Raw genomic sequence first — 14093 nt, forward strand, 5'->3', positions numbered from 1 at the left:
CGGGCTTGACCCCTGCGGTAGACGAGAACGACATACCTACCGGTTCCCTCACAAAGAGGTCACGCACCCTCGACAGACCAATGTGAGAGGGGTCACCCTGTCATTCATCCACGCGGGGAGGCATGGATGGGCAGGAGCCGCAGAACACTTCCGGAGGAGCTTCTGCTGCTGGCATTGGACCCGGCCACGGGTACCACTGCGCAGCCGCAGTCGCTCGACCTCGGTCTGGCCGGAGCACAGCTAGTGGAGCTGGCGCTGGCCGGACGGATAGCCCCAGACGGGGATCGTATCGCCGTGGTCGTACCACGGCCGACTGGAGATCCAACGTTGGACTGCGCGTTGGAGTTGCTGCGAAGGCGTGGCGCTCCCGTGCGGGCAGTGAACTGGATCGGCGGGCCGCGCCTTGGGCTGCGCCAGACCTACCTCTCACATCTGGAGCGGTGCGGCATGGTGCATGCCGTGGCGGGCCAGATGTGCGGAGTGCTGCCGACGACTCGCTACCAGGCGACGGACAACGCCATCAGCCGGGAGATCAGGGCCCGGCTGGACTCCGCGATCCGTACCGGCGTACCGCCGGACCCACGGACCGCGGCGCTCGCCGCACTGGCGCACGCGGTCGGCCTCGGCAAGCACCTGTACCCGGGGAACGAGGGACGGTCGTCCCGCTCCCGGCTGCGGGACCTGATCAGGCACGACCCCATGGGCGGTCTCGTCGCGCACGCCGTGATGGACGTCCAGAACGGCGTGGGCGCCCAGCCCCGCCGCAGCCCGGCCCCGGCCGGCCGCCAGGCCGCCGGACCCGTCGGGCCCGCACCGGAACCCGCTCGTGGCGTTCCGATGCAGCCGCGCCGCGGACCCATGGCACGTGTCGTGGCCCACTGAGCCGCGGTCCCACGGCACACCGGCACCGCATCGCACAGCACCGCCCAAGCACCGCACGCCGCAGCTGAGTCCCCAGCCCCGGTTCGGGAGCCGCTGGTCCGCGCGGGACGGCGGGACCGTATGCCGTCCGTGTCCTCGGATACGGGTGGCGTAACGGTTCCGCCGTCCCGCGCGGCCGCTTCGTGTCCGGCGGCCCGCTCGGGCGGCGACGCGCGCCCCGGCCCGCGGGCCCGGTTCCGTGCCGTGTCGCGCCGCCACGCCCGCGAACCCCGCGAACTGGCGTGTATCCAGCGCATATCCGCCGTTTCCCAGCGGTAGAAAGCACCTTGGTGGCAATCTGCTCAACAGCAGATACGCAAAGTGGCAAGCAGAGGCCCGCAGCCGGAGGTGCACGTCCCGTGGCGTCAAGTGTCAATCCCACCGTCAGGCGACGCCGGCTGGGCCAGGAGCTGCGCCGGCTCCGTGAGCTCAAGGGCATGACGGCCGAGGAAGTGGCGGAGCGGCTGCTGGTGTCGCAGTCGAAGATCAGCCGGCTGGAGAACGGACGGCGCAGCATCAGCCAGCGCGACGTCCGCGACCTGTGCGGGGTGTACGAGGTCGAGGACCACCGGATCGTCGATTCGCTGATGCAGATGGCCAAGGACAGCCGCCAGCAGGGGTGGTGGCACTCCTTCGGCGACATCCCCTACAGCGTGTACATCGGGCTGGAGACGGACGCGGCGAGCCTGCGCGTCTACGATCCGCAGGTCGTGCCGGGCCTGCTGCAGACGCGGCAGTACGCCGAGACGCTGATCGCGGGCGCCCTGCCCGAGACCGCGGCCGCCGACATCGAGAAGCGCGTGCAGGTGCGGCTGCGCCGGCAGGAACGAATCACCGCCCCGGAGAACCCGCTGCGGCTGTGGACGGTGATGGACGAGGCGGCCCTGCGCCGGGTGGTGGGCAACCGCTCGCTGATGCGGGACCAGTTGGAGCACCTCGTCGAGCAGTCCCAGCTGCCGCACGTCACGGTGCAGGTGATCCCCTTCGACATGGGAGCGCATCCCGGCCTCAACGGCCAGTACGCGATCCTCGAGTTCCCGGACGCGGCCGACTCCAGCGTGGTCTACATCGAGGGCGTCACCAGCGACCTGTACCTGGAGAAGGCGAACGACGTGCAGAAGTACAGCGTGATGTACGAGCACCTGCGGGCTCAGGCCCTCAACCCGGACCACTCACGGCAGTTCATCGCGGACATCGCGAAGGAGTACGCCCGCTGAAGCGCCGTACCGTACACCTTCCTGGGTCTCCAGTGGAAGACCCACCTGGAATATGCCATCCAGTCGAGTGAATAGTCGCTTCGTACACCGAGGTGGGCGAGTAGCGTCGATCACGCCACCACACATCACAGGTTGGCGCAAACCGCGCTGTGGGTCCGGAGTCGGACTCGTCGTGCGGTGACAGCAACTCAACGACTGGCATTCCGGAGCAAAAATGGCAATTCGTCAGGGCGCCACGGACACGTGGACCAAGTCCTCGTACTCCACGGGCAACGGCGCGTGCGTCGAGATCAAGTCACCGGTTGTCGCGGCGATGGCCGTCCGGGACTCCAAGGTCACCGAGGGCCCGGTGCTGGCCTTCCCGGCCGAGGCGTGGAACACGTTCGTCGCGTCGATCAAGGCGTAGCGGAAGGGACTCACGATCTTCGGACCGTCCTTCCCCCGAGCACAACTTCACAAGCAGCACAGCAAGAGCCCTCTCGACCAGCTTCGCCGTCCTTGCCGAGGGGGCTCGGCCTGTGCCCGGAGCCCAGGCCCTAGCGCAGTCGGTCGACGTACCTGTCCGTGCCCGGGACCGTCGGGACGAACGGCGCCACCAGCTCCACCCTCCCCAGCCCCGTCTCGCCCACCGGCCCGTCCAGCCCCGTGAAGTACGCCTCCCAGCACTCCCGCGGATCGGCCTCCAGGAACCACAGCAGCGTCAGCCGGGTGTCCACGCCCTCCACCTGCTTCACGTACGTCATCCGGTCGCCCGGCAGCGGGGTCGGCCGGAACACGGTCACCATGGCCGCCGGGGACCCCGCGAGCCGCTTCGGCAGGTGCCGCGCCCGCAGCCATTCGAGCAACTCGGCCCGCTGCCCGGCCGATTCGGCGTCGATGACCTCCACCACCAGCCCCGCGTAGGGGTGGTCGAGGGCGTGGAAGTCGCGGGGGCCGGCCGCCCCGTCCCGGTAGACCGTCGCCTCGTGGTCCTGGAACGCCGTGAAGACGTGGGTGCGGTCCTGGTAGACGCGGGCGTCCCGGTTCAGCCGCTTGTTGATCGCCACGGTCCACCTCATGTGGTCGTCGTAGCGGCCGTCGGTGACCCAGTACGTCGAGATGTAGCAGCCGGCGGTGACCGGCTGGGCGACCGCCGACTTCTCCGGATAGCGCAGCAGTTGGAGGTCGCGGGTGGCCACCCAGCGGCGGCCGGCGAACATCCAGGGCATGGCCATCGCGCCGGCGTAGTAGTGGTCGTCCTCGTACCAGCGGTTGTACGCGTACTCATGGCCGGGGTGCGGCTCCACCATGGTGATGAGGGCGTGGCCGGGACGGACCCCGTAGGGCCCCACGGCGGCCAGTTCGGCGTACACGTCGCTCCGGGTTTCCTCGCTCACGTCGCTCCCCTTCCGTCCTCCGCCGGTCGCCCATACTCTGACGCCCCGTCAGATAATTGGCCATACCCCCGGAGGCTCGGATGTCACTGCTCACGGGCAAGACCGTCGTCGTCTCGGGAGTCGGCGTCGGGCTCGGTCACCAGGTCGCGGCGGCAGTCGTGCGCGACGGCGGCAACGCGGTGCTCGGGGCGCGCACGGAGGTGAACCTCGCCAAGAGCACGGCCGAGATCGATCCGGACGGGGCGCACACGGCGTACCGGCCGACGGACATCACCGACGAAACCCAGTGCGAGGCGCTGGCCGCGCTCGCGCAGGAGCGCTTCGGCCGGATCGACGCGGTCGTCCATGTGGCCGCGTGGGACGGCTACTTCGGCGGCCTGGAGGACGCGGACTTCGCGACCTGGCAGTCGGTGATCGACGTGAACCTGCTGGGTTCGCTGCGGATGACACGGGCGTGTCTGCCGGGCCTGAAAGCGGCGGGCGGTTCGGTGGTCTTCATCGGTACGCAGTCCTCCGTCGCCGCGCCCACGCAGGTGCGGCAGGCGGCGTACGCGGCTTCCAAGGGTGCGCTGACGAGCGCGATGTACTCGCTGGCGCGCGAGCTCGGACCGCACCGCGTCCGGGTCAACACCGTGCTGCCCGGCTGGATGTGGGGACCGCCGGTGCAGGCGTACGTGCAGTTCACGGCCCATACGGAGGGGGTGCCGGAGGCGGAGGTGCTCAAGCGGCTGTCCGACCGGATGGCCCTTCCCGACCTCGCCACGGACGCGGACGTGGCCGACGCGGCGGTGTTCCTCGCCTCGGACCGGGCGCGGGCCATCACCGGGCAGTCGCTGCTGGTCAACGCAGGGGAACTGATGCGCTGACGGTCGGAATCCAGCCACACTGGCTGTTCATGTAGATGAACGTCGACCATCAAGCGGAACGATTTTACCCGCTCTTGAACCGCCACTTGCTTGCTGTGATCATGCCACCCCGCTCAGAGTTCGTCATGCCCGTCCCCGGCAGCGGACCCTGGAAGGGGGCTCATGAACAGTCTCGACTGGGCCGTGCTCATCGGCTACTTCGGCGTGATGGTGGCGATCGGCGTCTGGTCGCACAAGCAGGTGGGCAACGTCAGCGACTTCTTCACCGCCGGCGGCAAGATGCCCTGGTGGCTGTCCGGCATCTCGCACCACATGTCCGGCTACAGCGCGGTCCTGTTCACGGGGTACGCGGGTATCGCCTACACCTACGGCGTGACGTCCTTCGTGACCTGGTCCTTCCCGATCGCGCTGGGCATCGCCATCGGCTCGAAGCTGTTCGCGCCACGGATCAACCGCCTGCGCTCCCGGCTCCAGGTGGCCTCCCCGCTGGAGTACCTGAAGAACCGCTACGACCTGAAGACCCAGCAGGCCCTCGCCTGGTCGGGCATGCTGCTGAAGATCGTCGACGTGGGCGCGAAGTGGGCGGCGATCGCCACGCTGCTGTCCGTCTTCACCGGCATCACCCTGAACCAGGGCATCCTGATCACCGGCGCGATCACCGCGATCTACTGCACGATCGGCGGGCTGTGGGCGGACGCGCTGACCGAACTGGGCCAGTTCGTCATCCAGTTGCTGGCGGGCGTCTCGATGTTCGTGGCGGTCGTGCTGAAGCTGAACGACAAGGGCATCGGCTTCTTCGAGGCGTGGGACCAGCCGGCCCTGCACGGTCACGGCAAGCCCCTCGTCGGCCCCTACGGCACCGTCTTCCTCCTGGCGTTCCTGTTCATCAAGCTCTTCGAGTACAACGGCGGCATGCTCAACCAGGCCCAGCGCTACATGGCGACGGGTTCCCCGCACGAGGCCACGCGCTCGGCCCGGCTGTCCGCCGCGCTGTGGCTCGTCTGGCCGGTCGTGCTGTTCTTCCCCATGTGGATGTCGCCGCTGCTGGTGCACGCCCAGAAGCCGGACGGCTCCGACTCCTACGGCCTGATGACCGAACAGCTGCTCCCGCACGGCCTGTTGGGGCTGGTGATCGTCGGGTTCTTCTCCCACACGATGGCCATGTGCTCCTCCGACGCCAACGCGATCGCGGCCGTCTTCACCCGGGACGCGGCGCCCGTGCTGTCCCGGCGGGCCCGTGAGTGGGGGCAGCGGTCCGGGCTGATCGCGGCCCGGGTGACCACCGTGGTCTTCCTCGCCCTGTCGATGGCGGTGGCGACCCAGGTCAACTCGCCCGCCTTCAAGGACATCATCACGGTCGTCATCAAGTGGGTCGCCGGTCTGATGGGGCCGATCGCCATCCCGATGATGCTGGGCCTGCTGCGCCCCTTCCGCCGCTCCGGCCCGACGGCGGCGCTGACCAGCTGGGGCATGGGCCTGCTGGCCTTCTGGCTGGTCAACTACCCCATCAACTGGAACATCGACGGCGGCGTCCCGCTGCAGTACCAGGTCTCCATCCCGCTGGCCGTCTCCCTGGTCCTCTACATCCTCATCGGCTACCTGAAGCCGGAGGACACCCCGGAGCGCCTGGCGGTCATCGAGAGGATCAACACGGACGACGACAGCACGGCGGTCGCCGTACCGGGTCCGGCGGAAGGCGTGGAGGACGCGCTGGGCCGCACGCCGGTGAAGGACTGACGCCCCGGGCGCGGGGGGAGGGGAAAAGCCGGTGCCGGCGGACCGCACGCTCGGCAGACTGACCGGCATGACCACCACACTCCCCCCGGGCCCGCGGGCCGACCTCCTCCGCTACCTCCAGGACGCCCGTGACGCCCTGCTGTGGAAGCTGGAGGGCCTGTCCGAGTACGACGTCCGGCGCCCCCTCACCCCGACCGGCACCAATCTGCTGGGCCTGGTAAAGCACGTGACCTACGTCGAACTCGGCTACCTGGGCGACACGTTCGGGCGGCCCGCCGCGCCGGGCCGCCCCTGGTACGGGCCCGTCGGTGACGACAACGGCGACATGTGGGCGACCGGCGAGGAGTCCCGGGCGGACATCGTCGACCGCTACCGGCAGGCGTGGCCGCACGCCGACGCCACCGTCGCGGCACTGCCCCCGGACACGGTCGGCAGGGTGCCGTGGTGGCAGGACGGCAAGGACGAGATCACCCTGCACCACGCGTTGGTCCGGGTCCTCGCCGACACCCAGCGGCACGCGGGCCAGGCCGACATCCTCCGCGAACAGCTCGACGGTTCAGCGGGCTGGCTCCAGGACAGCACCAACCTGCCGTCGAACGACCCGGCCTGGTGGCAGGACTACCGCGACCGCCTGGAGCGGACGGCCCGGGAGGCGGCCGACAAGGCTTAGGCCCTGTCGCCTCCGGGCAGGCGGGAATTTGCCGACAGGGCCTAGTGCGGCCGACCGCCACGGTCACGGGTGGGCTCGCGATGCCGCGGGAGCGCTGCGGGCGCCCGGGAAATCCAGGTGCCGGGGCGGCCCGGCCGGCGCGGACGCGCGGCGCTCGCCGGGCAGATGGGATCAAGCCACCGACGGACCCCGTGCCCCGAACCGCGAACAACGGGCCGCCCGACCAGGGAAACACCGCCGTCCGCCCACCAGGTGGGATCAAACCGCCGACAGACCCCCGGCCCCGAACCGCGAACAACAGGCCGCCCGACCAGGGAAACACCAGCGTCCGCCCACCAGGTGGGATCAAACCGCCGACAGACCCCCGGCCCCGAACCGCGAACAGCGGGCCGCCCGACCGGGGAAGCACCGGCGCTCACCGGACCGGTGGACCGACCGCCGGCGGTCCTCGGCGGCCGTCAGGCCCTCGGGTAGCGGGTCAGCCAGCCCGGGGAGGCGCCTGCCGGGCCGTGCAGGGCGGGGCCCTGGGTCATTTCCATGGCGAAGTCGTCGGCCAGTTCCAGGATGGTGGGGCGGCCCTCCAGCTCGGCCAGCCAGGCCGGTGGCAGGGCCGTCTCCCCGTGCAGGGCGCCCAGCAGCCCGCCGGTCAGCGAGGCCGTCGCCCCCGACGGGCCGTCCTGGTTCACGGCCAGACACAGGCCGTGCCGGACGTCCTCGCCGACCAGCGCGCAGTACACGGCCGCGGCCAGCGTCCCCTCCGCCGTACGGTCCCCGGCGAGCTCGGCGACCCGGGCGGGCGTCGGCATGCCCTGGCGGACCGCGCCCAGGGCGTGCTGGAGGGCGCCGGAGACCGACTCGTGCCCGGGGCGCGCCGCGAGCAGGGCGAGCGCCCGCTGGACGGCCGCGTCGAGGGTCTCGCCGCGGGCCAGCCCGTGCACGACGACGGCGTACGCCCCCGCCGACAGGTAGGCCATCGGGTGCCCGTGGGTCTGCGCCGCGCACTCCACCGCGAGCTGCACGACGAGCTGCGGCTCCCAGCCGACCAGGAGCCCGAAGGGGGCGGAGCGGGCCACCGCCTCCGGTCCCACCTCGCCGGGGTTCTTGGGCGCGTCCAGGGTGCCCATGTTCTCGTCGCCGAAGCCGATCAGCAGCGAGCGGGCCGGGTCCCGCCGGGCGTACAGCCACTCCTCGCGGGCCAGCCAGCCGTCGTCCTTGCGCCGCTCGTCGGGCCCCCAGTCGCGCTGGGTGGCCGCCCACCGCAGATAGGCGCGGTGCAGGTCGGTCGGCGGATGCCAGGCGCCGGTGTCCCGCCGGACCTGGGCGCGTATCAGCCCGTCCACGCTGAACAGGGTGAGCTGGGTGAGGTGGGTGACCGCTCCGCGTCTGCCGTAGGCGACACCGAGATCGGCGAGCCCCTCGGCGCCGTACCCCTCCCGGATTCCGTCCAGGTCCAGCCCGTCGACCGGCGCTCCCAGCGCGTCCCCGACGGCGGATCCGAGCAGTGTGCCGCGCACCCGGCTGCGGAAGTCCTGCTGTTCCGCGCGGCCCCAGACGGCCCCGGCTGTCCCACCCACCAGAACCTCCCCGAGGGCCCCGCCCGACATACGACAGTTCAGCACTGTAATCGAACGAGGACGGTCGGTTCAGGGGGCGATCCGGTGCGCAGACCGATCACGCCGGGGAAAGATGGCTGTCATGTCCACCAACACAACGACCGGCCCGACCACGGTCACAACCCCCCACACCCGCGCCCTCACCCTCACCGCCGCGCTCCTCACGGCGAGCGTCGCCCTCTACATCGCGCTCGTCGCCTTCGGCAACATCACCGACTTCGGGACCAACCAGGCGTTCGTGCAGCACGTCCTGGCCATGGACACCACGTTCAAGGACGACGACCTGATGTGGCGGGCCATCACCAGCAAGGGCCTGCAGAACGCCGCGTACGTCACGATCATCGTCTGGGAGACGCTCGCCGCGATCGTCCTGATCTACGGGACCTGGCTGTGGGCCCGCCGGGACCACGTGCGCGCCCGCACCGTCTCCACCTACGGACTGCTGATGGTGCTCCTGCTGTTCGGCGCCGGTTTCATCGCCGTCGGCGGGGAGTGGTTCTCCATGTGGCAGTCGAAGACCTGGAACGGTCTGGACGCCGCGCTGCGGGTGTTCGTCTTCGCCGGGATCACGCTGCTCGTCGTGCTGTTCAGCGACAACCGGCGTACCGACGCCACTACTTGACGACCGCGACCTTCGTGCCGGCCGTCGCGAAGGTCCACAGCGCCGCTCCGTCCGCCGCCTTCATCCGGATACCGCCGGTGCGGGTGCCGGACGCGGGCGGCGGGGACGTCCCGTCGACCGCGTTGGAGAAGGCGATGTTCACTCCGGAGCTGACGGAGAAGTAGACGATGTGCTCGATCTTCACACCGTCCGAGCCGGTGATCGGGCCCTCGGTGCGCGTGCCGACCGTGTAGGCGCCGGGGGCGGGTGCGACCGTCCCCGGCCACACCGCGAAGGTGCGGCGGGCCGCGTCGCTCGCGTCGACCAGCCACACCGTCTTGTGGCCGAGCGAGTAGACGATCCGGCGGCCGGTGCCGGAGCCGCTCGGCACCGCGGCCGGTGACTTCGTCCTCGTGGCGTGGGGCTGCGCGCCCGCCGACGCCGAGGCGTTCGGCTTGGAGGCGACCGCATGGGGCTTCGGTCCCTTGTCGGCCTGCACGGCCAGGACGGCGACGGCGGCGATGGCTCCTACCGTCAGACCGGTCACCCAGACCTTGGGGGCTGGCACGGCACGCAACTCCTCGGATACAGGACCCCTGACACCCGTCGGAACAGGGGTCCGATCATCGTACTGTGGTGCTCCCCCGTGTCAGTCCAGCACCGGCAGCAGCTCCGGCAGGTGCCCGTCGGAGACCGTCGCCGCCCGCTGCCGTTCCTGCGGAACCTCGCCGTACAGCGTCGTCCGCGGCCTCGCCGGCCGCCCCGCCGCCTCCGCCACCGCGATCAGGTCCTTGACCGACTTGTACGAGCCGTAGGAGGACCCGGCCATCCGGGAGATCGTCTCCTCCATCAGCGTGCCGCCCAGGTCGTTGGCGCCCGAGCGCAGCATCTGCGCCGCGCCGTCCGTGCCCAGCTTGACCCAGCTGGTCTGGATGTTCGGGATGTACGGGTGCAGCAGCAGCCGGGCCATCGCGGTCACCGCCCGGTTGTCGCGGACCGACGGGCCGGGCCGGGCGATCCCCGCCAGGTAGACCGGGGCGTTGGTGTGGATGAAGGGGAGCGTCACGAACTCCGTGAAGCCGCCGGTGCGTTGCTGGATGCCGGCCAGCGTGCGCAGGTGGCCGAGCCAGTGCCGGGGCTGGTCGACGTGCCCGTACATCATGGTCGACGACGACCGGATGCCCAGTTCGTGGGCGGTCTCGATGACCTCGATCCAGGTGGCGGTGGGCAGCTTGCCCTTGGTGAGGATCCAGCGGACCTCGTCGTCGAGGATCTCGGCCGCCGTGCCGGGGATGGTGTCCAGGCCGGCCTCCTTCGCCGCGGTCAGCCACTCCCGCACCGACAAGCCGGTGCGGGTGGCGCCGTTGACGACCTCCATGGGGGAGAAGGCGTGCACGTGCATGCCCGGCACCCGCTCCTTCACCGCGCGCGCGATGTCGAAGTACGCCGTCCCCGGCAGGTCGGGGTGGATCCCGCCCTGCATGCACACCTCGACCGCGCCCACGTCCCACGCCTGCTGCGCCCGGTCGGCGACCTGCTCCAGGGAGAGCGTGTAGGCGTCGGCGTCCGTCCTGCGCTGCGCGAACGCGCAGAACCGGCAGCCGGTGTAGCAGACGTTGGTGAAGTTGATGTTGCGGGTGACGATGTACGTCACCTCGTCGCCCACCGCCGACCTGCGCACGTCGTCGGCGATCCGGGTCAGGGCGTCCAGCGCGGGGCCGTCCGCGTGCAGCAGCGCCAGCGCCTCGTCGTCGGTGAGCTTCGTCGGGTCGTCGGCGGCGGTCGCCAGCGCGGCCCGCACATCGGTGTCGATGCGCTCGGGCGCCATGCCGGGCGCGGCCGCCTCGCGCAGCTCCGCCCAGTCGCCGTAGACCTCGTCGAAGTCCTCGCGCCGGTCGGCGGTACGGCCCTCGGTGTCGATGGAGGTGTGCAGATCGGTGCGGCCGGAGGCGGTGAAGGCCTCCTCGGGCTCCTGCCACGGGCGGCCCTCGACCACCGCGTCCGGGAGGGCCAGCCCGGTCTCCGGGTCGGCCAGGGCGCGCACGTGCGGGCGCAGCCGCGGGTCCAGCCAGGGCTCGCCGCGGGTGACGAACTCCGGGTACACGCACAGGCGTTCGCGCAGCTCGAAGCCGGCGGCGCGGGAGCGCTCGGTCAGCTCCTCGATCTGCGGCCAGGGCCGTTCGGGGTTGACGTGGTCGATGGTCAGCGGGGACACCCCGCCCCAGTCGTCGATGCCCGCCCCGATCAGCCGCTCGTACTCGCCCTCGACGAGGTTGGGCGGGGCCTGGAGGCAGGCGCTCGGCCCCATGATGTGCCGGGCGACGGCGACGGTGGCGACCAGCTCGTCCAGCTCGGCGTCGGGCATGCCGCGCATCGCGGTGTCCGGCTTGGCGCGGAAGTTCTGGATGATCAGTTCCTGGATGCCGTGGTAGGCGCGGGAGACCTTGCGGAGCGCGAACAGGGACTCGGCCCGCTCCTCGTAGGTCTCGCCGATGCCGATCAGCAGCCCGGAGGTGAAGGGGACGGAGGACCGCCCGGCGTCCTCCAGGACGCGCAGGCGTACGGCGGGCTCCTTGTCCGGGGAGCCGAAGTGCGGCCCGCCGGGCTCGGACCACAGGCGGGTGGCGGTGGTCTCCAGCATCATCCCCATGGACGGGGCGACGGGCTTGAGCCGCTGGAAATCGGTCCAGGACATCACGCCCGGGTTGAGGTGGGGCAGCAGCCCGGTCTCCTCCAGGATGCGGACGGAGATGGCGCGGACGTAGGCGACGGTGTCGTCGTAGCCGTGCGCGTCCAGCCACTCGCGGGCCTCCGGCCAGCGCTCCTCGGGCTTGTCGCCGAGGGTGATGAGGGCTTCCTTGCAGCCGAGGGCGGCGCCCTTGCGGGCGATGTCGAGGACCTCGTCCGGGGACATGAACATCCCGTGCCCGGCGCGGCGCAGCTTGCCGGGGACGGTGACGAAGGTGCAGTAGTGGCACTTGTCCCGGCACAGCCGGGTGAGGGGGATGAAGACGCTCTTCGAGTACGTGATGACCCCGGGGCGCCCGGCCTGTTCGAGCCCCGCGTCCCGTACCCGGGCGGCGGACGCGGCGAGGTCGGTGAGCGCCTCGCCGCGGGCCTGGAGCAGGACGGCCGCCTCGGTGACGTCGAGGGCGACACCGTCACGGGCACGTTTGAGGGCGCGACGCAGGGAGTTCTCGGTGGGGCCGGTTCCGGTCGCGGAAGTCGTCATTTCTTGAGCATACGTTCGAGGTCTCCGTTGTCGGCTGCGGGTGCGTTGTGGCTGGTCGCGCCCACGCGGCGGCAGCCGCGACGCAATACGGCCGCCCGCCCGGGTCCCGGGTTCACACGTACTCGGCGTACCCGTCCAAGGCCCGCAGCACCTCCGTCTCACCCGCGGGCGGCAGCTGGACCACGACCTCTTCGATGCCCAGGTCGGCGTAGTGCGCGAGCTTGCCGGGGCGGGGGAAGACGGCGTACGGGACGATCTGGAGGGCGGCGGGGTCGCGGCCCGCGTCCGCCCAGGCGGCGCGCAGCACCGGCAGCGACTCGGTGAGGCCGCGCCCGCCGATGGGCATCCAGCCGTCGGCGTATTCGCAGATGTGCGAGAACAGCTTGGGGCCTGCCGCCCCGCCGACGAGGGTGCGCGGGCCGACGACCGGACCGCGCGGCTTCCGGACCGGCTTGGGGTACGCGGAGGAGGCCCGTACGCTCCCGAACTCCCCCTCGTAGGCGGTCGGTTCATCGGCCCACAGTGCCCGCATCAGTGCCATCCGGTCGCGCACCAGCTCCCGCCGGGTGCGCCACTGCACGCCGTGGTCGGCGGCCTCCTCGACGTTCCAGCCGAAGCCGAGGCCGAGGGTGAACCGGCCGTCGGAGAGGTGGTCGAGGGTGGCGATCTGCTTGGCGAGGGCGATCGGATCGTGCTGGGCGACCAGGGTGATGCCGGTGCCGAGGCCGAGCCGCTCGGTCACGGCGGCGGCCTGGCCGAGGGCGACGAAGGGGTCGAGGGTGCGGCCGTACTCGGGGGGCAGGTCGCCGCCCGCCGGGTACGGGGTCGCGCGCTCGACCGGGATGTGGGTGTGCTCGGGCAGGTACAGGCCCGCGAACCCGCGCCGCTCCAGCTCACGGGCGAGCCGGACGGGGGCGATGGTCTCGTCGGTGAGGAAGATCGTGACGGCGATTCGCATGGGTCATCCATACCGGGTACGGCATGCGATGTACACACCGACCAGTCGGGATTCGGCGCCGGGTTCCACGGGTCGTGGGGCCGGTCCACGTCGACGGTGTGCCCGGTCCTCACCTGTGCCCCCGGCCGGTGACGGGCTCGGGTGTCGTGGAGTGGCGGACGACCGCGGCGCGCACCGGGTACGTCCGCGCGGAACTGCGCCACGAGACGGCTGCGGGGCCGCTGCCGGGGGCGATGGCCGCCTTCACCAACCCGGAGTTCCCAGGCCGTTGACGCGCGGCCGGAGTGCCTGCCGGCGGGTCTCGCCGGACGGGCCCCCGGCCGCGCGGCGGGGCTCAGCGCTTGAGCATGAAGGTGAAGTCACCGCGGAGCCGGCCGCCCAGGCGGACCGCCGAGACGACCTTCCCCGCGGCGATCAGCCTCTCGGCCTCGGCCCGTGACAGACCGCAGCCTTCGGCGATCAGCCGCACCGGCCGGACCGGGATCGGCGCCGCGAAACGGACCGAGACGTCGATCACCTCACCCTCGGGGTGGTGATCCGGTCCGCCCGTGTCGAGACGCCAGGCGTCGGCCCAGTCGAGCGCGACCCGGTTGCGGCGCCGAAGGACGGGGTCCCGGAGCAACTCGGCCGCCAGAGCGGAGTCGTTGTCGTGCATACGGTCCAGCAGCTCGTGCCGTACGGAGCGCACGTTCGCCCGCTCCAGGACCGTGAACTTCGCGGTGTCCCCGCAGGAGGTGCAGAGCGCGAGAAGCCAGGCGTCGATGAGCTTGTGGTTGGCGTTGACGCGGAACTTGCCGTTCGGCCGGAAGGTCCCGGACGCGCACGTGTGGCAACGGCGCAGGACAAGTGGCAGGCAGGTGGGTACGACCACCCAGGTCTTGAGCACAGAAGTACACCGGTTT

Annotated in this window: 13 protein-coding genes and 1 pseudogene; 8 read left to right on the forward strand and 6 right to left on the reverse strand. The window is 71.2% G+C overall.

The annotated features are described in order from the left end of the window. Window positions 1-126 precede the first annotated feature (126 nt). From FBY22_RS38355 to FBY22_RS38365, 3 genes are all read left to right on the forward strand, one after another. Window positions 127-882: a GPP34 family phosphoprotein gene (locus FBY22_RS38355; RefSeq protein WP_142152787.1), complete on the forward strand. Its 756-nt coding sequence runs from the start codon at window positions 127-129 to the stop codon at window positions 880-882. 398 nt (window positions 883-1280) lie between these two features. Then, the gene (locus tag FBY22_RS38360; RefSeq protein WP_142152788.1) at window positions 1281-2138 is read left to right on the forward strand and encodes a helix-turn-helix transcriptional regulator; all 858 of its coding nucleotides are present in this window, start codon (window positions 1281-1283) and stop codon (window positions 2136-2138) included. A 214-nt stretch (window positions 2139-2352) separates the two neighbouring features. Further along, window positions 2353-2544 carry a DUF397 domain-containing protein gene (locus tag FBY22_RS38365; RefSeq protein ID WP_058924760.1) on the forward strand — a complete coding sequence of 64 codons (192 nt, stop codon included), beginning with the start codon at window positions 2353-2355 and terminating at the stop codon, window positions 2542-2544. 130 nt (window positions 2545-2674) lie between these two features. Here FBY22_RS38365 and FBY22_RS38370 read toward each other — a convergent pair whose 3' ends face one another. Then, a complete protein-coding gene (locus FBY22_RS38370) occupies window positions 2675-3514 on the reverse strand; it encodes a hypothetical protein (RefSeq protein ID WP_142152789.1) in 840 nt (279 codons plus the stop codon). A gap of 80 nt (window positions 3515-3594) precedes the next feature. On the opposite strand from FBY22_RS38370, the gene FBY22_RS38375 reads away from it, so the two are divergent. The 3 genes from FBY22_RS38375 (at window position 3595) to FBY22_RS38385 (ending at window position 6787) form a co-directional block, all read left to right on the forward strand. Continuing rightward, window positions 3595-4380 carry an SDR family oxidoreductase gene (locus tag FBY22_RS38375; protein ID WP_142152790.1) on the forward strand — a complete coding sequence of 262 codons (786 nt, stop codon included), beginning with the start codon at window positions 3595-3597 and terminating at the stop codon, window positions 4378-4380. A gap of 162 nt (window positions 4381-4542) precedes the next feature. Next, window positions 4543-6117, forward strand: coding sequence for a sodium:solute symporter family protein (locus FBY22_RS38380; protein ID WP_142152791.1), 1575 nt, complete (start codon window positions 4543-4545; stop codon window positions 6115-6117). A 67-nt stretch (window positions 6118-6184) separates the two neighbouring features. Further along, window positions 6185-6787, forward strand: a complete 603-nt coding sequence (locus FBY22_RS38385) for a DinB family protein (protein WP_142152792.1) — start codon at window positions 6185-6187, stop codon at window positions 6785-6787. A gap of 458 nt (window positions 6788-7245) precedes the next feature. Here the strand turns inward: FBY22_RS38385 and FBY22_RS38390 are convergent, their stop codons facing one another. Beyond that, the gene (locus tag FBY22_RS38390; RefSeq protein ID WP_142152793.1) at window positions 7246-8361 is read right to left on the reverse strand and encodes an ADP-ribosylglycohydrolase family protein; all 1116 of its coding nucleotides are present in this window, start codon (window positions 8359-8361) and stop codon (window positions 7246-7248) included. A 121-nt stretch (window positions 8362-8482) separates the two neighbouring features. Here FBY22_RS38390 and FBY22_RS38395 point away from each other — a divergent pair, with 121 nt between their 5' ends. Then, window positions 8483-9022, forward strand: a complete 540-nt coding sequence (locus FBY22_RS38395; protein ID WP_142152794.1) for a DUF2165 domain-containing protein — start codon at window positions 8483-8485, stop codon at window positions 9020-9022. Here FBY22_RS38395 and FBY22_RS38400 read toward each other — a convergent pair. The 3 genes from FBY22_RS38400 to FBY22_RS38410 form a co-directional block, all read right to left on the reverse strand. After that, the gene (locus FBY22_RS38400) at window positions 9015-9569 is read right to left on the reverse strand and encodes a hypothetical protein (RefSeq protein WP_174267400.1); all 555 of its coding nucleotides are present in this window, start codon (window positions 9567-9569) and stop codon (window positions 9015-9017) included. The two genes, FBY22_RS38395 and FBY22_RS38400, sit on opposite strands and share 8 nt — an antisense overlap. 81 nt (window positions 9570-9650) lie before the next feature. After that, window positions 9651-12233, reverse strand: a complete 2583-nt coding sequence (locus FBY22_RS38405) for a bifunctional FO biosynthesis protein CofGH (protein ID WP_142152796.1) — start codon at window positions 12231-12233, stop codon at window positions 9651-9653. Between the two features lie 112 nt (window positions 12234-12345). Continuing rightward, a complete protein-coding gene (locus FBY22_RS38410) occupies window positions 12346-13191 on the reverse strand; it encodes an LLM class F420-dependent oxidoreductase (protein ID WP_142152797.1) in 846 nt (281 codons plus the stop codon). Window positions 13192-13310: 119 nt separating this feature from the next. Between FBY22_RS38410 and FBY22_RS38415 the strand changes: the two are divergent. Continuing rightward, a pseudogene (locus FBY22_RS38415) lies at window positions 13311-13463 on the forward strand (phosphoesterase); the annotation flags it as partial. 62 nt (window positions 13464-13525) lie between these two features. Here FBY22_RS38415 and FBY22_RS38420 read toward each other — a convergent pair. Then, a complete protein-coding gene (locus tag FBY22_RS38420; protein WP_142152799.1) occupies window positions 13526-14077 on the reverse strand; it encodes a DUF1062 domain-containing protein in 552 nt (183 codons plus the stop codon). Between the last annotated feature and the right edge of the window lie 16 nt (window positions 14078-14093).

Source organism: Streptomyces sp. SLBN-31 (assembly GCF_006715395.1).
Classification (GTDB): domain Bacteria; phylum Actinomycetota; class Actinomycetes; order Streptomycetales; family Streptomycetaceae; genus Streptomyces.